This window comes from Streptococcus sp. 27098_8_22, from assembly GCF_041432415.1.
GTDB classification, from domain to species: domain Bacteria; phylum Bacillota; class Bacilli; order Lactobacillales; family Streptococcaceae; genus Streptococcus; species Streptococcus pseudopneumoniae_M.
In genome coordinates, this window is sequence record NZ_JAPVZP010000012.1 from 12,418 (window position 1) to 25,616 (window position 13,199).

Below are 13,199 nucleotides of genomic sequence, written 5' to 3' on the forward strand. Positions count from 1 at the left end.
TTATATTAGTATTTACAGAACTAAACTATTCCCTTATTTAAAAAATATTGATTCATATTTTATGAAAGCAATCAGTAGATATAGTTCTGAACAGACTTGGTATTACGCTATTCTTAGTCCAACTGAAACCTATACTTTCCAAACCAAGTTTTATGTTTTACAAATAATTTTTGGAAAATCCAGATGTAATTTTAGTCTCTACCTTTTTTTCTTAGACTGTTATAAAGTCTGTCAGAATAAGCTTTGTAAGTGTAGAAATTGATTTTTACAGAAGTGAAATAATTAGATATAATAAAAGCCTATGAAATCAGTATTTCAAAGGCTTTTTCCTTTTAATTTTAGCAAAATAATTGAATTTTAACTGATTAAGATACTTCAGTTAAAAATAAATAATTAATTAATCATTATTGAAATGCATGTTTGGAATTTGAATAGCTCCGTAAGCACCCTCTGAAAAGAAACCAGTATAAAGTCTAAGTTTCTCTATCATTGGATGAATTAATGCTTGTTGAAATTCAGTATCTGTAGAGAGATCTTCTGGTAAATCAGTGACTAAAACTGAATATACGGCTTTAATCTCGGCATAAATATTATACCTACTGTCTGGGTAGGTGATTTCCATATTAATTATAATAATCTGATTATTTTGCCCTTCTTCTCTATCAGGAAGATTCACGCTAATAGTAGCTTTCCCATCCTCCTTCGTTACCTCATCTTGATGTACGGCAAATTCAAATTTATTAAATGTAATTTTTCTTATTTCTATATTTGTTGATTTCATTTTAGCCTCCAACTGACAATGAAATAACATTACCTTTTGTATTCCTTCTATTAGGAATATTCTGTTCTTTATATGGTAACCTAGTTTCGGACTCGTTTTTCACAATGTAATGAATATGTTGTACTGGTGAAGAGACCTTTTCTTCAATGGTTCTGCTAAATTGCTTAGTCATGATTTCAAATTTGCTAGCTAATTGTTCAAAAGAATTTTGACTCTGCTTATATATTCCATCATTAATCAATTGCACTATAGTTTGATTTAAACTAATACCTTCGATTTCAGAACGTTCTTTTAAATTCCTATGTAATGTTTTGGCTATTCGTAGGGTTATCTTCCCACTATATTCCTCTAAAGAATTTTCAAGAGGTTCTTTAATTTCTCTGCCCCACTCAAGATTAGCCTCAATCCAATCAGCTTTAGCTAATTCAATTTCTTCATAAACTTCTTCCAAAGTTTCGCCATAAACAATTAATCCAGGTAATTCTTTAATAGAAGCAGTAAATAACCACTCACCATCTTCATATATTTTGTTAATCAAAATAGGATAATTTAGTCCAAGATAATATTCTTTATCCCTCATTACTTAAACCCTCCTCTAATTCTATCACTTTCTCAATCATCTTTATAATCTTCTTAACATAAACTGGTTTAATAGGTTTATGTCGTGGTATTGGAAAACTCTCCTGTAACAAAGGATGAGTCGTTATTGAATGATTGCTTCCTTCTCTCCACATAAAACCATACTTTTTGCACAGAGTTTCTAAACGTTCAGGGGTAACAGATTTGGGGTCATTTTTTATTTTTTGCAACTCTTTTTCTTTGCCCATGACATACCTCACCTAAAGTGACACTATATATGGTGTCATAATAATTATATCCCAAAAATTCGCTAAATTCAAGAATTTCTCTTAATTTTAATAAAATAACTGAATTTTAACTGATTATAATAATCAAGAAATTATTTCAGATAAATCTATCATGGCTTGTTCAATCTTATGTTTTCCCTTTTTGCATGACATGAAGGTAGATTTTTTCTATTTCCCTACTATCTTATGAATGTCCTACAAACTCTCGAATAACGTTTAGGATTAGATTCTTATCAGCCATGACTGAAACAAAACTATGTTGGAACATATGGGGAACTATGTGAACAGGTCTATCAAAATCGACTAGGTTGTCAATATTCTTATAGGAATTCCCATTTTTCTTATTATACTTTGCAGACTGACTAGTTCCTCCTCTTAAAAACATTGAAATTTCTGTATGATATAATGAACTCCCCCTGCTGATTCTTCCCCTATTTAGAATCTATTAATTCATATTTTATGAAATTAATTAGCATATATTGTTCTTAAAAACCTTGATATTATGTTGTTTTTAACCCAACTGAAACCCATACTTTACAAACCAGGTCTTAAGAAAGCTCGTAAAGCTTCACAATTTAGTAAACGTTAATTCGAAAGAATTACTATACTTACAAAGAGCACCTTTCGGGGTGTTCTTTTTTATTGATATCTTGTAGATTTATAATTAGAAATCTCCTTGAAGGATATCGGTAAATGAAAAGATTCGGCGATCATATCCTATTTTTTCGCACTTTAGTCTAATACCTATAATGTAAAAAACTCTAGCTATCAGGTAGTTGATAGTTAGAGTTTTTTTCTATTCATAGGATTTAATGAGATTAAATAAGGCTTCTACTTCTGATGACAGTGTAGCTGATTTGAGATAAGCGTAATAAACTGTAAATGTTATCTGGTCCTCTGGTATTAGAGGGATTTTTATTAAGTCATCATCTTCATCAGAAAGTGCGATATCAGCCAGTAAACTAAGGCCAATCCCTTTCTTTAAAAGCTCTTTAATGATGACAATGTCGTCACTCTTGAAGAATATTTCTGCCTTGTTTTGATACTTTTGATTAAGTAGTTCAAAAGCTTTCAGGTGAACAAAGTGTTCGTCTAAAAGTATAAAGGATTGATCTACTAAATCTTCAAAAGTGAGGGAAGGAGCAGTAGCAAGAGGATGGTTCTTAGATAAAACGACATACAGTTCTTTATGAAAGAGTTCATGTGTCTCTATTGAAGGATGATTGAGTGGTTCAATCAAGCCGAGTAGGCTTGCATCAAGGTCTCCCTTGAGGAGAAGATTTAATAACTCTACGGAGCCACCGCGGATAGGGCGTACTTTTTTTAAAAAATCGAATTGATCTTTTTCGTTTAAGGCAGCAAAGAGATACTGAATGATAATAGGAGGGAATCCTACAGTAGAGTATTGGGCCAAGGAACGATTGATTTCTTTGCGAGTAGAAATGACCTCAGGTAAGATCTTTTCTGTATGCTTTAGAAGGATTTTCCCTTGAGGAGTTAGTTTGAAGGAACGATGCGAGGGATCGTGGTGAATCAATTTGCAATTAAAAGATTCCTCTAAGCGCTTGATGGCATAAGAAATAGATGGTTGGCTGACTTTGTGTTGTTTTGCTACTTCCGTATAGGATTGAAGATGGCAGAGGTCATAAAAATATTGTAGATCTTTTAAATTCATATGGGCTCACTTTCATTAGTTGGAGAAGGAAAATAAGTGGAAATCACCAGATAAATACTTTTTATCCGTATCCCACAATTTGACTATACGAGTATTCGCCGGTTAAAATGTAAGTGAGTCAGGGATATCAAAGGTTATCTAAGATACTTTCAAAAATGACCAACATCTTTTCTCGTTTATCAATAGGGAGTTGTTTAATCTTCATGTTGATTCTTTTGAGTGAAAGATTGTCGGTCTTATCAGAGGTTGATTCAAGGCTATCAAAATTGAAAAATTCCTCTGGGGTCATCTTTAGGGCGACAATCACTTTTTCAAGACTGTGAATGGTCAGATTCACATTTTGGTTTTCAAGTTGATTGATATACTTAAGCCCGAGCCCCGCTTGTTCCGAAAGTTCTTCCTGGCTCATTTTTTTCTGTGTTCGAAAATATTTCACTTTTTGGGAAATATATTGTTGTAAATAGTTTTTATTCGTCATATAAATAGAATACAAGTTTTGTATGACAAAAAAACATCTTAAAAAATACAAAGTATTGCATAGCAAACTTATGTAATTTTTATTTTAATTCGGATTGCCAATTTGTATGATTAGTTTCTTTTACTCGAAACTTTTAGTAAAGAGTGATCATCGAGAGTTTTATGAGTTCAGAACTTTATAAAAAATAACACCTTAAAGTGCCATTAACAATAGTGTTTTAAGTATAAAAGAGCTTATTAGAAAATTGTCTTCGTAGACTCATTATAACATATGTGTACACGATTGTATTTTTTAAACAACAAAGTTTTCCAAACAATTCATTTTAAGTGGTATAATAGAAGTAAAAAGGAGGTTGCACTATGACTGCACATGATATTTTAAACAACCCTTTCCTCAATAAAGGTACTGCCTTTACCTTAGAGGAGCGAAAGGAACTAGGTCTTATTGGTTTACTGCCACCGTATGTTCAAACGATTGAAGAGCAAGCGGCGCAAACTTATGCACAAATGCAAACAAAAGCCAATGATTTGGAAAAACGTCTTTTCCTAATGGAAATTTTTAATACCAACCGAACTCTTTTCTATTACCTCTTTTCTCAACATTTGGAGGAATTCAATCCAATTGTATACGATCCAACCATTGCAGATACCATTGAAGGCTATAGTGACCTCTTTGTAGATCCCCAATATGCGGGATATCTTGATATCAATCATCCTGAAAATATTGAAGCCACTTTGAAAAATGCTGCTGGGGATCGCGAGATTCGTCTCATTGTTGTAACAGATGCAGAAGGAATCCTTGGAATCGGTGACTGGGGAACAAATGGTGTCGATATTTCTGTTGGGAAATTGATGGTCTACACGGGTGCTGCTGGAATCGATCCTTCTATGGTTCTTCCTTTAGTCATTGATGCAGGGACTAACCGTGAAGAACTTCGTAACAATCCTAATTACTTAGGAAATCGTCACGAACGGGTTCGCGGAGATCGTTACTACGACTTTATTGACCAATTTGTTCAAACAGCAGAACGTCTCTTTCCTAAACTCTACCTTCACTGGGAAGACTTCGGCCGCTTGAATGCTGCCAATATTCTTGAAAAATACCGGAAACAAATTCCAACTTTTAATGATGATATTCAAGGTACAGGAATCGTTACCTTGGGTGGTATCTTTGGTTCACTGGATATTAGTGGTGAAAAATTAACAGATCAAGTTTATCTCTGCTATGGTGGTGGTACTGCAGGTGCAGGAATTGCCTCTCGTGTTCTTCGTGAAATGGTGAGTGAAGGTATTTCTGAAGAAGAAGCCTATAAACGTTTCTTTATGGTTGATAAACAAGGTCTTCTCTTTGATGACATGGATGACCTAACTCCTGAACAAAAACCGTTTGCTAAGAAACGTGCTGACTTTAGTAATGCAGACAAGTTGACAGACCTGCTTGAAGTAGTGAAGACTGTGAAGCCAACCATTCTTGTAGGAACTTCAACTCAACCTAATACCTTCACTAAAGAAATAGTAGAAGCTATGTGTGAAAATACAGAACGTCCGATGATTTTCCCTTTGTCAAATCCAACCAAACTAGCAGAAGCTAGTGCCAAAGATTTGATTGAATGGTCAGATGGCAAAGCTTTTGTCGCAACAGGAATTCCTGCTGATACGGTTTCTTATAAAGGTGTAAACTATGTGATTGGTCAAGCCAATAATGCCTTGATTTACCCAGGTCTTGGTCTAGGTATGCTGGCTTCTGAAGCAAGTCTTTTGACTGATGAAATGATTGGAGCAGCGGCTCATTCATTGAGTGGTATTGTCAATCCAGGGCAACCTGGAGCACCAGTCTTGCCTCCATTCAAGTATGTAGCCGATGTTTCCATTAAAGTAGCAGAAGCGGTTGCTAAAAAAGCACAAGAACAAGGTCTTGCGCGTGCTAAGGAAACAGATATGTCCAAAGCAGTTCGTGATTTGAAGTGGTATCCAGAGTATAAATAATTCACTGCTGCTGTCTATCCTTCGCTAGCGACAGATTTGTATGGGCTGTGGACTTAAGTAATTTAGAAAGGATACCTATGTCACTCTTTTTAACCTCGATTACGAGTATCATTCCGATTATCGCTATTATTGTTTTGGGGTATATTCTTCAGGTGAAGGGATGGTTTGGAGATGCCTTTGGACCTAACCTATCTCGTTTGATCATGAATGTAGCCTTGCCAGCGTCAATCTTTGTGTCGGTAATGAAATACCTAACACTAGATAAACTAATCAGTCTTTCTGGGGGTCTCCTTTATACATTTGTGGCCTTTATCTTGGGCTATATCGTAGCTTATATTGCAGTTGTGGTTTTCAAGGTTCGTCCAGGACGGCGAGGAACCATGATTAATACCTTTGTGAATGCCAATACGATTTTTATTGGTTTACCTTTAAACGTTGCTCTTTTTGGGGATCAGGCTCTCCCTTATTTCTTAATTTACTATATCACCAACACGATTTCCACCTGGACATTAGGCGTGTATTTGATGACGAGTGACAGTAAATCGGGTCAAAGCAAGGAGACGAGTAAATTTGACTGGAAGAAATTGCTACCAGCTCCGCTTGTAGGTTTTCTTGTGGCTCTGCTATTTTTGATTCTCCGAATCTCTATTCCAGATTTCGCAACGAATACCTTAACCTATGTTGGAAATATCGTCACTCCCCTATCTCTGATTTATATTGGTATCGTTCTTGCAAAGGCAGGCTTGAAAACTATTACTTTTGATAAAGATACAATTGTCACTTTAGTTGGACGCTTTATCCTGGCTCCTCTAATCATGCTTCTTGTATTGAAGTTCTTTGCACCAAATATGGCGACAGTAGAATTTAAGACCTTTATGATTCAGTCCGCTACACCAGCTTTAGCTGTTCTTCCGATTCTTGCTAATCAGGGAAAAGGAGATGTGGAATTCTCTACGAATGTGGTGACTCTAAGTACAGTTCTATTTATCGTTGTTATTCCAATATTACAAACTTTATTAGGATAAGAAGGTAGAGGATAGGATTGAAAGTTTTGCGTTAAGAAATTTCACTATTATAGATACATCTATTCCTATTTCTTGAAATCAAAATCGGCAGAAACTTTTAGGACGTTTCCTATCAAGCGCTTTTGAGCTGTCCTAAAAGCCAGACTTTTCAAACTAGGATTGAAAAAAGCTCGTAAAGCTTCACAATTTAGTAAACGTTCTTCGAAAGAATGACTATACTTACAAAAAGCACCTTTCGAGGTGTTCTTTTTATGCTTCCATACTAAATTGGTGCAATTGACACAGTTGTTGCGACTTTAGTCGCTTACAAATGTGGCTGCAACCTGACAAAGTCAGTTGCCTCAAAAGGTTCATCAACACGATACTATCAACGTTTCGAAACACTTCGTGGTTCACACCATGAGGTGTTTTTTAATGAATTTAAGAAAAGCCCATACAACTTTACTTGAAAGAATGCTATAATAGCTTAGAATAACTGATTTTCTGTTGAAATAAATTTATGGGGATTACGATGTCACTTGTCTTAAAGGTTGGCTTGTTCTATTAGACAATTGGATTTTGAATTCCTTTTTTCAACTGTCTTTGTCCGTCTTGAAAATGCAAATTGGGGTAGTCGTTATCCAATCCTTATGAATGAATTGTATCAGGGGAGAGTTTCAGTATATTATTTAAAGAATTGTCTACTCTAACTATAGAGTATAGTTTAGCAAATTATCGTCTTATGATAATATTTTGGGCTTTGAACATGCAATTTCTATGGGGAAAAGTGTTGAGATTTCTAGTTTGTAGATTTTCTTGCTTGTGCAGGACTAAGTTATGAGACGGATGCTCGAAATAGTGAAAAATTTAAAGTAAAAGATTTTACAAAAAATCAGCAGAGGTGGGAAATGAGAGTCGTTTTATTGCCGATTTATTATAAGGATGAGAATAGAATAGAAACTTGTCAGATTTTTATTAGAGATAGCGAAGAATTATGTATTCTTGATGTTGATAGAGATTCGGGTTTTGAACGCTATGAAGCCGACTCTTTCTTTGAGGCGCTTACGAACTATCGTCTGGATTTGGAAAAGGAAGGCGGGATTCTCCAATGCAATGGAGCTGACAAGTGTGTATTTCCTTCTCCGATGCAGCTGAATTTTGGAGGAGAAAAAGCCTATTTCTTGGAAATGGGAAAACAAGCCAGTTTAAACAATGTTTATGAGATTTTTGACCAAGATAAACCAAACTTAAACTGTGTCAGTGTCGCAGAACAGAAACAATTTTATGATGATTGGTTTACTAGCTTAGTAGGTGGGACCAATTAACCCCTCAGTTTTAAAGGAACGACTAGAAAAAATCTTAGTAAACCTATGTCTTGGGCCGTGTGACAGATGAAAGAATTGTAGATGGACCTTATCACAGAAAATTTGGAGAATACGAGTTGAAATTAAACTAAAGACTTACTTAGTCCATGTTATGGGTGGTATCTAAAGAGAGATGATTTTGACTGGATAGATAGTTGGGGAATTAGGGGGACTGAATGTTGTATTATAAAACAATTTGGAATCACACGAATGACTGTGATCCGATCATAATGTATTCTGAAATAGACGAGGAGCGCTATGAAACGAAACGATTAGATATCTACCATAATGGACACGTAGCTTATTTTGATAATCGGACACCTTTGGAGTTGGGAGAAGCTCCATATCCAAGTGATTTTGATGCAATAAATGCTATAGGGGAGTTTGATGTATCTGAAATATCAGCGATAGATTTTGAGAATATTCTAAAAATGTATGACACAGAAGCTTTAATCGAAGATTATTGTATCAAATTAGCTAAATGGGCCGAAAGGTAACAAGTATTTGCTGTTTTTTCAATAGTAACAAGGGGGAACATTCATGTCGGACATTACATTTGAGCATTCTTTCTTTTCCTATCCACAATCATTAAAGGATTTAGTTTCCGAAGGTAGGGTTGATTTTGGTGTATGGTACTTGATGAATGACGATGAAACAGTGAGAAGATTTCGAGGTCTTCAAACAAGATATCCTGAGCGAACATTATATCCATTTGCAAGGAGAGGTGATAATGATGATATCGCCTGTTTTGAAGATGTTGATAGTACTCTAGTGCATATCATTCATGACTTTGCTGATATAGGATGGGAGCAAAGAGAAGTGTTTCCCACTATTGATGCCTGGTTAGAATACATTGAGGAGTGTAATCTTCAAGATAGACGGTGACTTGGTGTTAGGCTGAACCTTGGTAGAGCTTAGCGCTATTGATGAAAATAGTCATCTATAAATATCTGAGGAATTTATTTGGAGATAAATGGGAAGGAGAAAAATCTTGTTGCTGTTTGATTTATCTACCAAGCAAAAAGAGCTTGAAGAACTAGATTATTGGGAAATGGGAATACTAGATTTAAAGATATCCTATTTTGGAGATGAGGTTTCTTTGTGCATAGAAGATTATCATAACAAAGAAAAATACTGGGAAATTAAGTTTTTAGTATGCGCAAAAGTAGAGTATAGCAATGATGCTTTAGACATCCAGTGGAGAAAAGATAAACATGTCAAAGATATGACTAGAGGGGAATTGCATCATCATGGTCAAGAAATTTCTTTACAAATTTATGAGGAGAATCCTGATTTTGTGAAGTGTATGGTTGATATTGGTTTGTTGCAAATGACAATTGTTTGCCGTGATATTCAGATAGAACATCTTGATTTAAAGGATGCTCAGTTCTTTTGGCAGGATCGTGAAACTGTAGAATGAGTAAAGTGTACCTAAACGGTTATCATAACGGATCGAAGAACAACAAAAAACGTGTAATTTATTACTGAGTATTGATAAATAGGAATGAAATGATGTTAAGTGTTGAATTGAGAATAGCGGTAGCAGACGTAACCATGATAGATAGCTTATTGAATTTATTAGATGTTAGCCAGCAGATTGTTACTTCTCACTTTTATTATAAGGACCAGGAACTAAGTTATTCAAGTGCTATAAAGTGGGAGCGGTATTTTTCGAGTCCAGCTACTGGATATTTGCATGTGAGGCAAATATTTGTAGGAAGAGTTGTTGAAGATGCGATGATTATTATTTCAGGAAATAGCGATATCGTCGATTTTATCATTGAATTTCGCGTTGAACATCTGACAGATGAGGATATAAATAGTATTAAAAAATTTATCCTAAAATCTAATCGAACTATTTCAGATAAGGACATTGAAGTTATCTGTGAAGAGTATTGAGATTTGATAGGCTATTATAAGATTAGCGAACGTAATACTTTGGTAGAAATCAAAAGAGATGAGATCAGTGAGGAGCTGACTGGAGGTAAATAAAATGATTTTTGAGGATTTAAGAGAACTCTTACTCTCGATAGTTGAAGAAGATGCTATTATTTCGACTTTATTTTTGTTTTTTATTAAAAATAAAGGATATTCGCCTCAGATATTGGAAGAGATTATTTTTTATGGAGTGACAATAGGTTGGTTTAAAATTGTTAATGTAGAAAATGATAATATTTCTTATACGGAAATCGAGTGGAGAATGGATAATGTCTTTCAAGAAATCGTTTTTTGCGATAATGATTTTGCTGTAAAGACTTTATTGACACAGGAAGGTGGAATTCCAGAATTATTCAGGAAATTTATCTTATGACAGGAACAATCTTCATTTGTCAAAGAGAGAATTTTGGTAACTTGAATCTCCAGGCCTGTGCGATAAGGAAGTTCAATATACCCATAATAAAAATAGAAAGACTAGATAAAGCATGACAGATAAGCAAGCACTATTTTTACAAGAACTAAAAATCATCCAGGAGCAAGCTGTAAATATGAATATCCATCAGAGTGATTTAACTAAAGAAGAACTGCTTTTTAATGTTAGTTATGATACTTTGGTTTTGATGATGGAATTGTTGGATGGCTATCGTAATATGAATTTAGAGTTATCTGATAAAGAGAGTAAGGAAGTTTTAAATAAGAATATACAATTACATGATGGGGTTGTTGATTTTTTGAAGTCATTTTAATTTAGCTAAGATGTGACATGTGCTCTAATCTCCATAAAATAGGGAGTGAATAGGAGGAGAGGAAATGGTTGGAGATCTTTTGAAAATCGATAGGATTAAGATGCTATTGCTCGAGAATGGGATTTCTTTGGAACCAGGTCTAAGTGATGAAGAAATACAAAAAGTTGAGACAATCTATGGAATTGAATTTCCTGAGCAGTGGTTGGCAGTCTATCAACAATTGTTGCCTATTTCAGAAGGTTTTTATAACTGGAGAGATTTCTCAGCTGAAAATATAGAACATATAAAACGGAACCTAGCTGCTCCCTATGATGGAATTTTGGAAAGTTTGGATGAACTGGTGTGGGATGCATCTTGGGGAATCGAGCCGACTACACTCTTGGACAGAAATGTACAAATCAGGAAAATATTAGGATCAGCACCTCGCTTAATCCCCTTATATGGGCATCGTTTTCTCCCTAGTTATGAGAATCAGGAGATGCCGATTTTATCAGTAGTGGATTTAGATATTATTTACTATGGCAAAGACTTATACGATTATTTTGAGATTGAATTTGGAAATAGGAAACTTTCTCTAGCTTTAAAAGAATATAAGCAAGTACCCTTCTGGACGAGTGACTTTTATTAAATGTTTTTACAAAGATAACTGGTCGCACCCTTGAAAACTTCATCTTACTTTGAAATATGCTAAACCCACGATTGGAATTTCTAGATGTCAAGTTAGAGTTTGATCTGTAACTAAATGCCAGGATAAGAGTCGTATTTGCTCTGATAGGAAAGCATGTATCGCTGTGGGTTAGTGCTTTTAAAATAGCTTCCATAGGCATTCCAGCCTGTTTAGCAAGATGTTGGAATTTATGAGGACTTTGATGGATATTATTTTTCTTCATAGTATGTTGTGTTATAATGTAGATACGATATGAAAAAATTAAGATATCTCTTTAAATTTTGTAAATATCACTTTGTATGAACATGAGTAAATTTGAGTTTAAAGAATGATAGGAGATGGTTTACAATGATAAGTTTAGAGTTGATGTCTGAAGAAAATAGCATAGATGTTTATTCTTTTGAAAAAGAAAATAGAGAGTATTTTGAGCGGAATTTACCTCCTAGATCAGCTACCTATTTTGATTCAGAAGGTTTTAAAGAAATTACAAGGGAATTGTTAAGGGAACAAGAGAATCATGATGTCTACATGCATCTTATTAGAGATGCACAAGGTACTATGGTCGGAAGAATCAATTTAAGTGTCTTAGAGGATGATCGAAAAACAGCAGAACTTGGATATAGGATTGGAGAAAATGTTACTAATTTAGGATATGCAAGCGAAGCAGTTAAACTCGTTTTAGAAAAGGCCTTTACTACTTATGGTTTACATAAGATTATCGCAGGGACGGCAACGGACAATCTGGCCTCTCAGAGAGTGCTTTTAAAAAACGGTTTCACCTTTAGTAAAATCATAGAAAATGACTTTCAAATGAATAACGAGTGGATTCATACGGCGATATTTGAGATAAGGAATCTATAGCATCATCATTACCAGTCGTTTGCCAAAACTCAACATTCCTAGTAGACATTCGTCTACTTTTTTGATATAATAAAAATAAACCAAAATGGTTGAATTTTTAAAATAGAATCAACCTACGATGAAAACATCACGCTAGGAGGTAAAATATGTACCAACCAGAGAAACTCAAGGCTCGGAGAAAAGAGCTAAAATTAACACAGAAAGAGATTGCAGAGCAGCTTGGCATTAGTTTTCAGGCTTATTCGGCTTGGGAGCGTGGAGTCAAGGAGCCTTCCGAAGAAAAGGTTAGTCAGCTAGAGAAAATCTTAAAAGTACCAAAAGGCTATTTCACCCAAATTGAGATTGTCCGTCTCTACAATAGCCTCTCTAATCAAGGGAAAGAAAAGGTGGTAGTTTATGCTCGCAACCTGGTTCAAGAAGAACAAGCCAAGAAGGTAACGACCATGCCAGAAAAACTTTTCGAGTATCATGTCTACGAACGTATGTCAGCCGGTATCGGAGCTTCAGTTTATGATGATCGCAACTTTGATACGGTTTATTTCAATGAGGAACTGGCTCATGATTTTGCTTCCTGGGTATCAGGGGATTCTATGGAACCTAAATATCAAAACGGTTCCGTGGCTCTGATTCGAGAGACCGGATTTGATTATGACGGGGCAGTCTATGCAGTGGTTTGCAATAACCAGACCTATATCAAACGGGTCTATCGAGAGGCAGAAGGTTTACGTCTAGTCTCCATCAATCCTAAATACAAGGATATTTTCATCTCCTATGAGGAAGATCCGAGGATTGTAGGCATTATCGTGGGTAACTTTGTGCCAATGGAGGGATAGT

The 13,199-nt window shown here is 35.1% G+C and carries 19 protein-coding genes; 13 read left to right on the forward strand and 6 right to left on the reverse strand.

The genetic code is table 11. The features are described from left to right. Nucleotides 1-397 precede the first annotated feature (397 nt). The 6 genes from O3633_RS09595 to O3633_RS09620 all read right to left on the reverse strand — a co-directional run bounded on the left by O3633_RS09595 (nucleotide 398) and on the right by O3633_RS09620 (nucleotide 3,800). Entirely contained in the window at nucleotides 398-781 is a 384-nt protein-coding gene (locus O3633_RS09595) for a hypothetical protein (RefSeq protein WP_049530575.1), read from the reverse strand. Nucleotide 782: 1 nt separating this feature from the next. After that, a complete protein-coding gene (locus O3633_RS09600) occupies nucleotides 783-1,361 on the reverse strand; it encodes a toxin-antitoxin system HicB family antitoxin (protein WP_049530574.1) in 579 nt (192 codons plus the stop codon). Next, nucleotides 1,351-1,608: a type II toxin-antitoxin system HicA family toxin gene (locus O3633_RS09605; protein WP_061564721.1), complete on the reverse strand. Its 258-nt coding sequence runs from the start codon at nucleotides 1,606-1,608 to the stop codon at nucleotides 1,351-1,353. Before O3633_RS09605 ends, O3633_RS09600 begins: the two co-directional genes overlap by 11 nt. 223 nt (nucleotides 1,609-1,831) lie before the next feature. After that, nucleotides 1,832-2,032: a hypothetical protein gene (locus O3633_RS09610; RefSeq protein ID WP_049530573.1), complete on the reverse strand. Its 201-nt coding sequence runs from the start codon at nucleotides 2,030-2,032 to the stop codon at nucleotides 1,832-1,834. A 411-nt stretch (nucleotides 2,033-2,443) separates the two neighbouring features. Next, nucleotides 2,444-3,322, reverse strand: coding sequence for a LysR family transcriptional regulator (locus tag O3633_RS09615; RefSeq protein WP_371621133.1), 879 nt, complete (start codon nucleotides 3,320-3,322; stop codon nucleotides 2,444-2,446). Nucleotides 3,323-3,449: 127 nt separating this feature from the next. Beyond that, entirely contained in the window at nucleotides 3,450-3,800 is a 351-nt protein-coding gene (locus tag O3633_RS09620; RefSeq protein WP_004250856.1) for a helix-turn-helix domain-containing protein, read from the reverse strand. Nucleotides 3,801-4,159: 359 nt separating this feature from the next. Here O3633_RS09620 and O3633_RS09625 point away from each other — a divergent pair, with 359 nt between their 5' ends. The 13 genes from O3633_RS09625 to O3633_RS09685 all read left to right on the forward strand — a co-directional run bounded on the left by O3633_RS09625 (nucleotide 4,160) and on the right by O3633_RS09685 (nucleotide 13,198). Continuing rightward, nucleotides 4,160-5,785, forward strand: a complete 1,626-nt coding sequence (locus O3633_RS09625; protein WP_371621134.1) for a malolactic enzyme — start codon at nucleotides 4,160-4,162, stop codon at nucleotides 5,783-5,785. Between the two features lie 77 nt (nucleotides 5,786-5,862). Continuing rightward, nucleotides 5,863-6,810 carry an AEC family transporter gene (locus O3633_RS09630; RefSeq protein WP_371621135.1) on the forward strand — a complete coding sequence of 316 codons (948 nt, stop codon included), beginning with the start codon at nucleotides 5,863-5,865 and terminating at the stop codon, nucleotides 6,808-6,810. A 551-nt stretch (nucleotides 6,811-7,361) separates the two neighbouring features. Next, the gene (locus tag O3633_RS09635) at nucleotides 7,362-7,499 is read left to right on the forward strand and encodes an Imm70 family immunity protein (protein ID WP_239681993.1); all 138 of its coding nucleotides are present in this window, start codon (nucleotides 7,362-7,364) and stop codon (nucleotides 7,497-7,499) included. Between the two features lie 198 nt (nucleotides 7,500-7,697). After that, nucleotides 7,698-8,114: a hypothetical protein gene (locus O3633_RS09640; RefSeq protein WP_371621136.1), complete on the forward strand. Its 417-nt coding sequence runs from the start codon at nucleotides 7,698-7,700 to the stop codon at nucleotides 8,112-8,114. 215 nt (nucleotides 8,115-8,329) lie between these two features. After that, on the forward strand, nucleotides 8,330-8,650 hold the full coding sequence (locus O3633_RS09645; protein ID WP_049530565.1) for a DUF6881 domain-containing protein: 321 nt from the start codon (nucleotides 8,330-8,332) through the stop codon (nucleotides 8,648-8,650). Between the two features lie 43 nt (nucleotides 8,651-8,693). Next, nucleotides 8,694-9,038, forward strand: a complete 345-nt coding sequence (locus tag O3633_RS09650; protein WP_049530564.1) for a hypothetical protein — start codon at nucleotides 8,694-8,696, stop codon at nucleotides 9,036-9,038. Between the two features lie 88 nt (nucleotides 9,039-9,126). Continuing rightward, nucleotides 9,127-9,573, forward strand: coding sequence for a PIM7 family immunity protein (locus tag O3633_RS09655; RefSeq protein ID WP_049530563.1), 447 nt, complete (start codon nucleotides 9,127-9,129; stop codon nucleotides 9,571-9,573). Nucleotides 9,574-9,665: 92 nt separating this feature from the next. After that, nucleotides 9,666-10,052, forward strand: coding sequence for a Cdi1I family immunity protein (locus O3633_RS09660; RefSeq protein WP_371621137.1), 387 nt, complete (start codon nucleotides 9,666-9,668; stop codon nucleotides 10,050-10,052). Nucleotides 10,053-10,146: 94 nt separating this feature from the next. Further along, nucleotides 10,147-10,464, forward strand: a complete 318-nt coding sequence (locus tag O3633_RS09665; RefSeq protein ID WP_049530561.1) for a hypothetical protein — start codon at nucleotides 10,147-10,149, stop codon at nucleotides 10,462-10,464. A gap of 112 nt (nucleotides 10,465-10,576) precedes the next feature. Next, nucleotides 10,577-10,837, forward strand: a complete 261-nt coding sequence (locus O3633_RS09670; protein ID WP_049530560.1) for a hypothetical protein — start codon at nucleotides 10,577-10,579, stop codon at nucleotides 10,835-10,837. 64 nt (nucleotides 10,838-10,901) lie between these two features. Beyond that, nucleotides 10,902-11,465 (forward strand): hypothetical protein, encoded by a 564-nt coding sequence (locus tag O3633_RS09675; protein ID WP_049530559.1) that lies wholly within the window; start codon nucleotides 10,902-10,904, stop codon nucleotides 11,463-11,465. 387 nt (nucleotides 11,466-11,852) lie between these two features. Then, nucleotides 11,853-12,365, forward strand: coding sequence for a GNAT family N-acetyltransferase (locus O3633_RS09680; protein ID WP_049530558.1), 513 nt, complete (start codon nucleotides 11,853-11,855; stop codon nucleotides 12,363-12,365). Nucleotides 12,366-12,511: 146 nt separating this feature from the next. Next, nucleotides 12,512-13,198 carry an XRE family transcriptional regulator gene (locus O3633_RS09685; protein ID WP_049530557.1) on the forward strand — a complete coding sequence of 229 codons (687 nt, stop codon included), beginning with the start codon at nucleotides 12,512-12,514 and terminating at the stop codon, nucleotides 13,196-13,198. Nucleotide 13,199 lies beyond the last annotated feature (1 nt).

What these genes read in the sequence shown, in the direction of transcription:
- O3633_RS09595 (WP_049530575.1), bottom strand. Translation starts at nt 781, where the DNA reads ATGAAATCAACAAATATAGAAATAAGAAAAATTACATTTAATAAATTT.
- O3633_RS09600 (WP_049530574.1), bottom strand. Translation starts at nt 1,361, where the DNA reads ATGAGGGATAAAGAATATTATCTTGGACTAAATTATCCTATTTTGATT.
- O3633_RS09605 (WP_061564721.1), bottom strand. Translation starts at nt 1,608, where the DNA reads ATGGGCAAAGAAAAAGAGTTGCAAAAAATAAAAAATGACCCCAAATCT.
- O3633_RS09610 (WP_049530573.1), bottom strand. Translation starts at nt 2,032, where the DNA reads ATGTTTTTAAGAGGAGGAACTAGTCAGTCTGCAAAGTATAATAAGAAA.
- O3633_RS09615 (WP_371621133.1), bottom strand. Translation starts at nt 3,322, where the DNA reads ATGAATTTAAAAGATCTACAATATTTTTATGACCTCTGCCATCTTCAA.
- O3633_RS09620 (WP_004250856.1), bottom strand. Translation starts at nt 3,800, where the DNA reads ATGACGAATAAAAACTATTTACAACAATATATTTCCCAAAAAGTGAAA.
- O3633_RS09625 (WP_371621134.1), top strand. Translation starts at nt 4,160, where the DNA reads ATGACTGCACATGATATTTTAAACAACCCTTTCCTCAATAAAGGTACT.
- O3633_RS09630 (WP_371621135.1), top strand. Translation starts at nt 5,863, where the DNA reads ATGTCACTCTTTTTAACCTCGATTACGAGTATCATTCCGATTATCGCT.
- O3633_RS09640 (WP_371621136.1), top strand. Translation starts at nt 7,698, where the DNA reads ATGAGAGTCGTTTTATTGCCGATTTATTATAAGGATGAGAATAGAATA.
- O3633_RS09645 (WP_049530565.1), top strand. Translation starts at nt 8,330, where the DNA reads ATGTTGTATTATAAAACAATTTGGAATCACACGAATGACTGTGATCCG.
- O3633_RS09650 (WP_049530564.1), top strand. Translation starts at nt 8,694, where the DNA reads ATGTCGGACATTACATTTGAGCATTCTTTCTTTTCCTATCCACAATCA.
- O3633_RS09655 (WP_049530563.1), top strand. Translation starts at nt 9,127, where the DNA reads ATGGGAAGGAGAAAAATCTTGTTGCTGTTTGATTTATCTACCAAGCAA.
- O3633_RS09660 (WP_371621137.1), top strand. Translation starts at nt 9,666, where the DNA reads ATGTTAAGTGTTGAATTGAGAATAGCGGTAGCAGACGTAACCATGATA.
- O3633_RS09665 (WP_049530561.1), top strand. Translation starts at nt 10,147, where the DNA reads ATGATTTTTGAGGATTTAAGAGAACTCTTACTCTCGATAGTTGAAGAA.
- O3633_RS09670 (WP_049530560.1), top strand. Translation starts at nt 10,577, where the DNA reads ATGACAGATAAGCAAGCACTATTTTTACAAGAACTAAAAATCATCCAG.
- O3633_RS09675 (WP_049530559.1), top strand. Translation starts at nt 10,902, where the DNA reads ATGGTTGGAGATCTTTTGAAAATCGATAGGATTAAGATGCTATTGCTC.
- O3633_RS09680 (WP_049530558.1), top strand. Translation starts at nt 11,853, where the DNA reads ATGATAAGTTTAGAGTTGATGTCTGAAGAAAATAGCATAGATGTTTAT.
- O3633_RS09685 (WP_049530557.1), top strand. Translation starts at nt 12,512, where the DNA reads ATGTACCAACCAGAGAAACTCAAGGCTCGGAGAAAAGAGCTAAAATTA.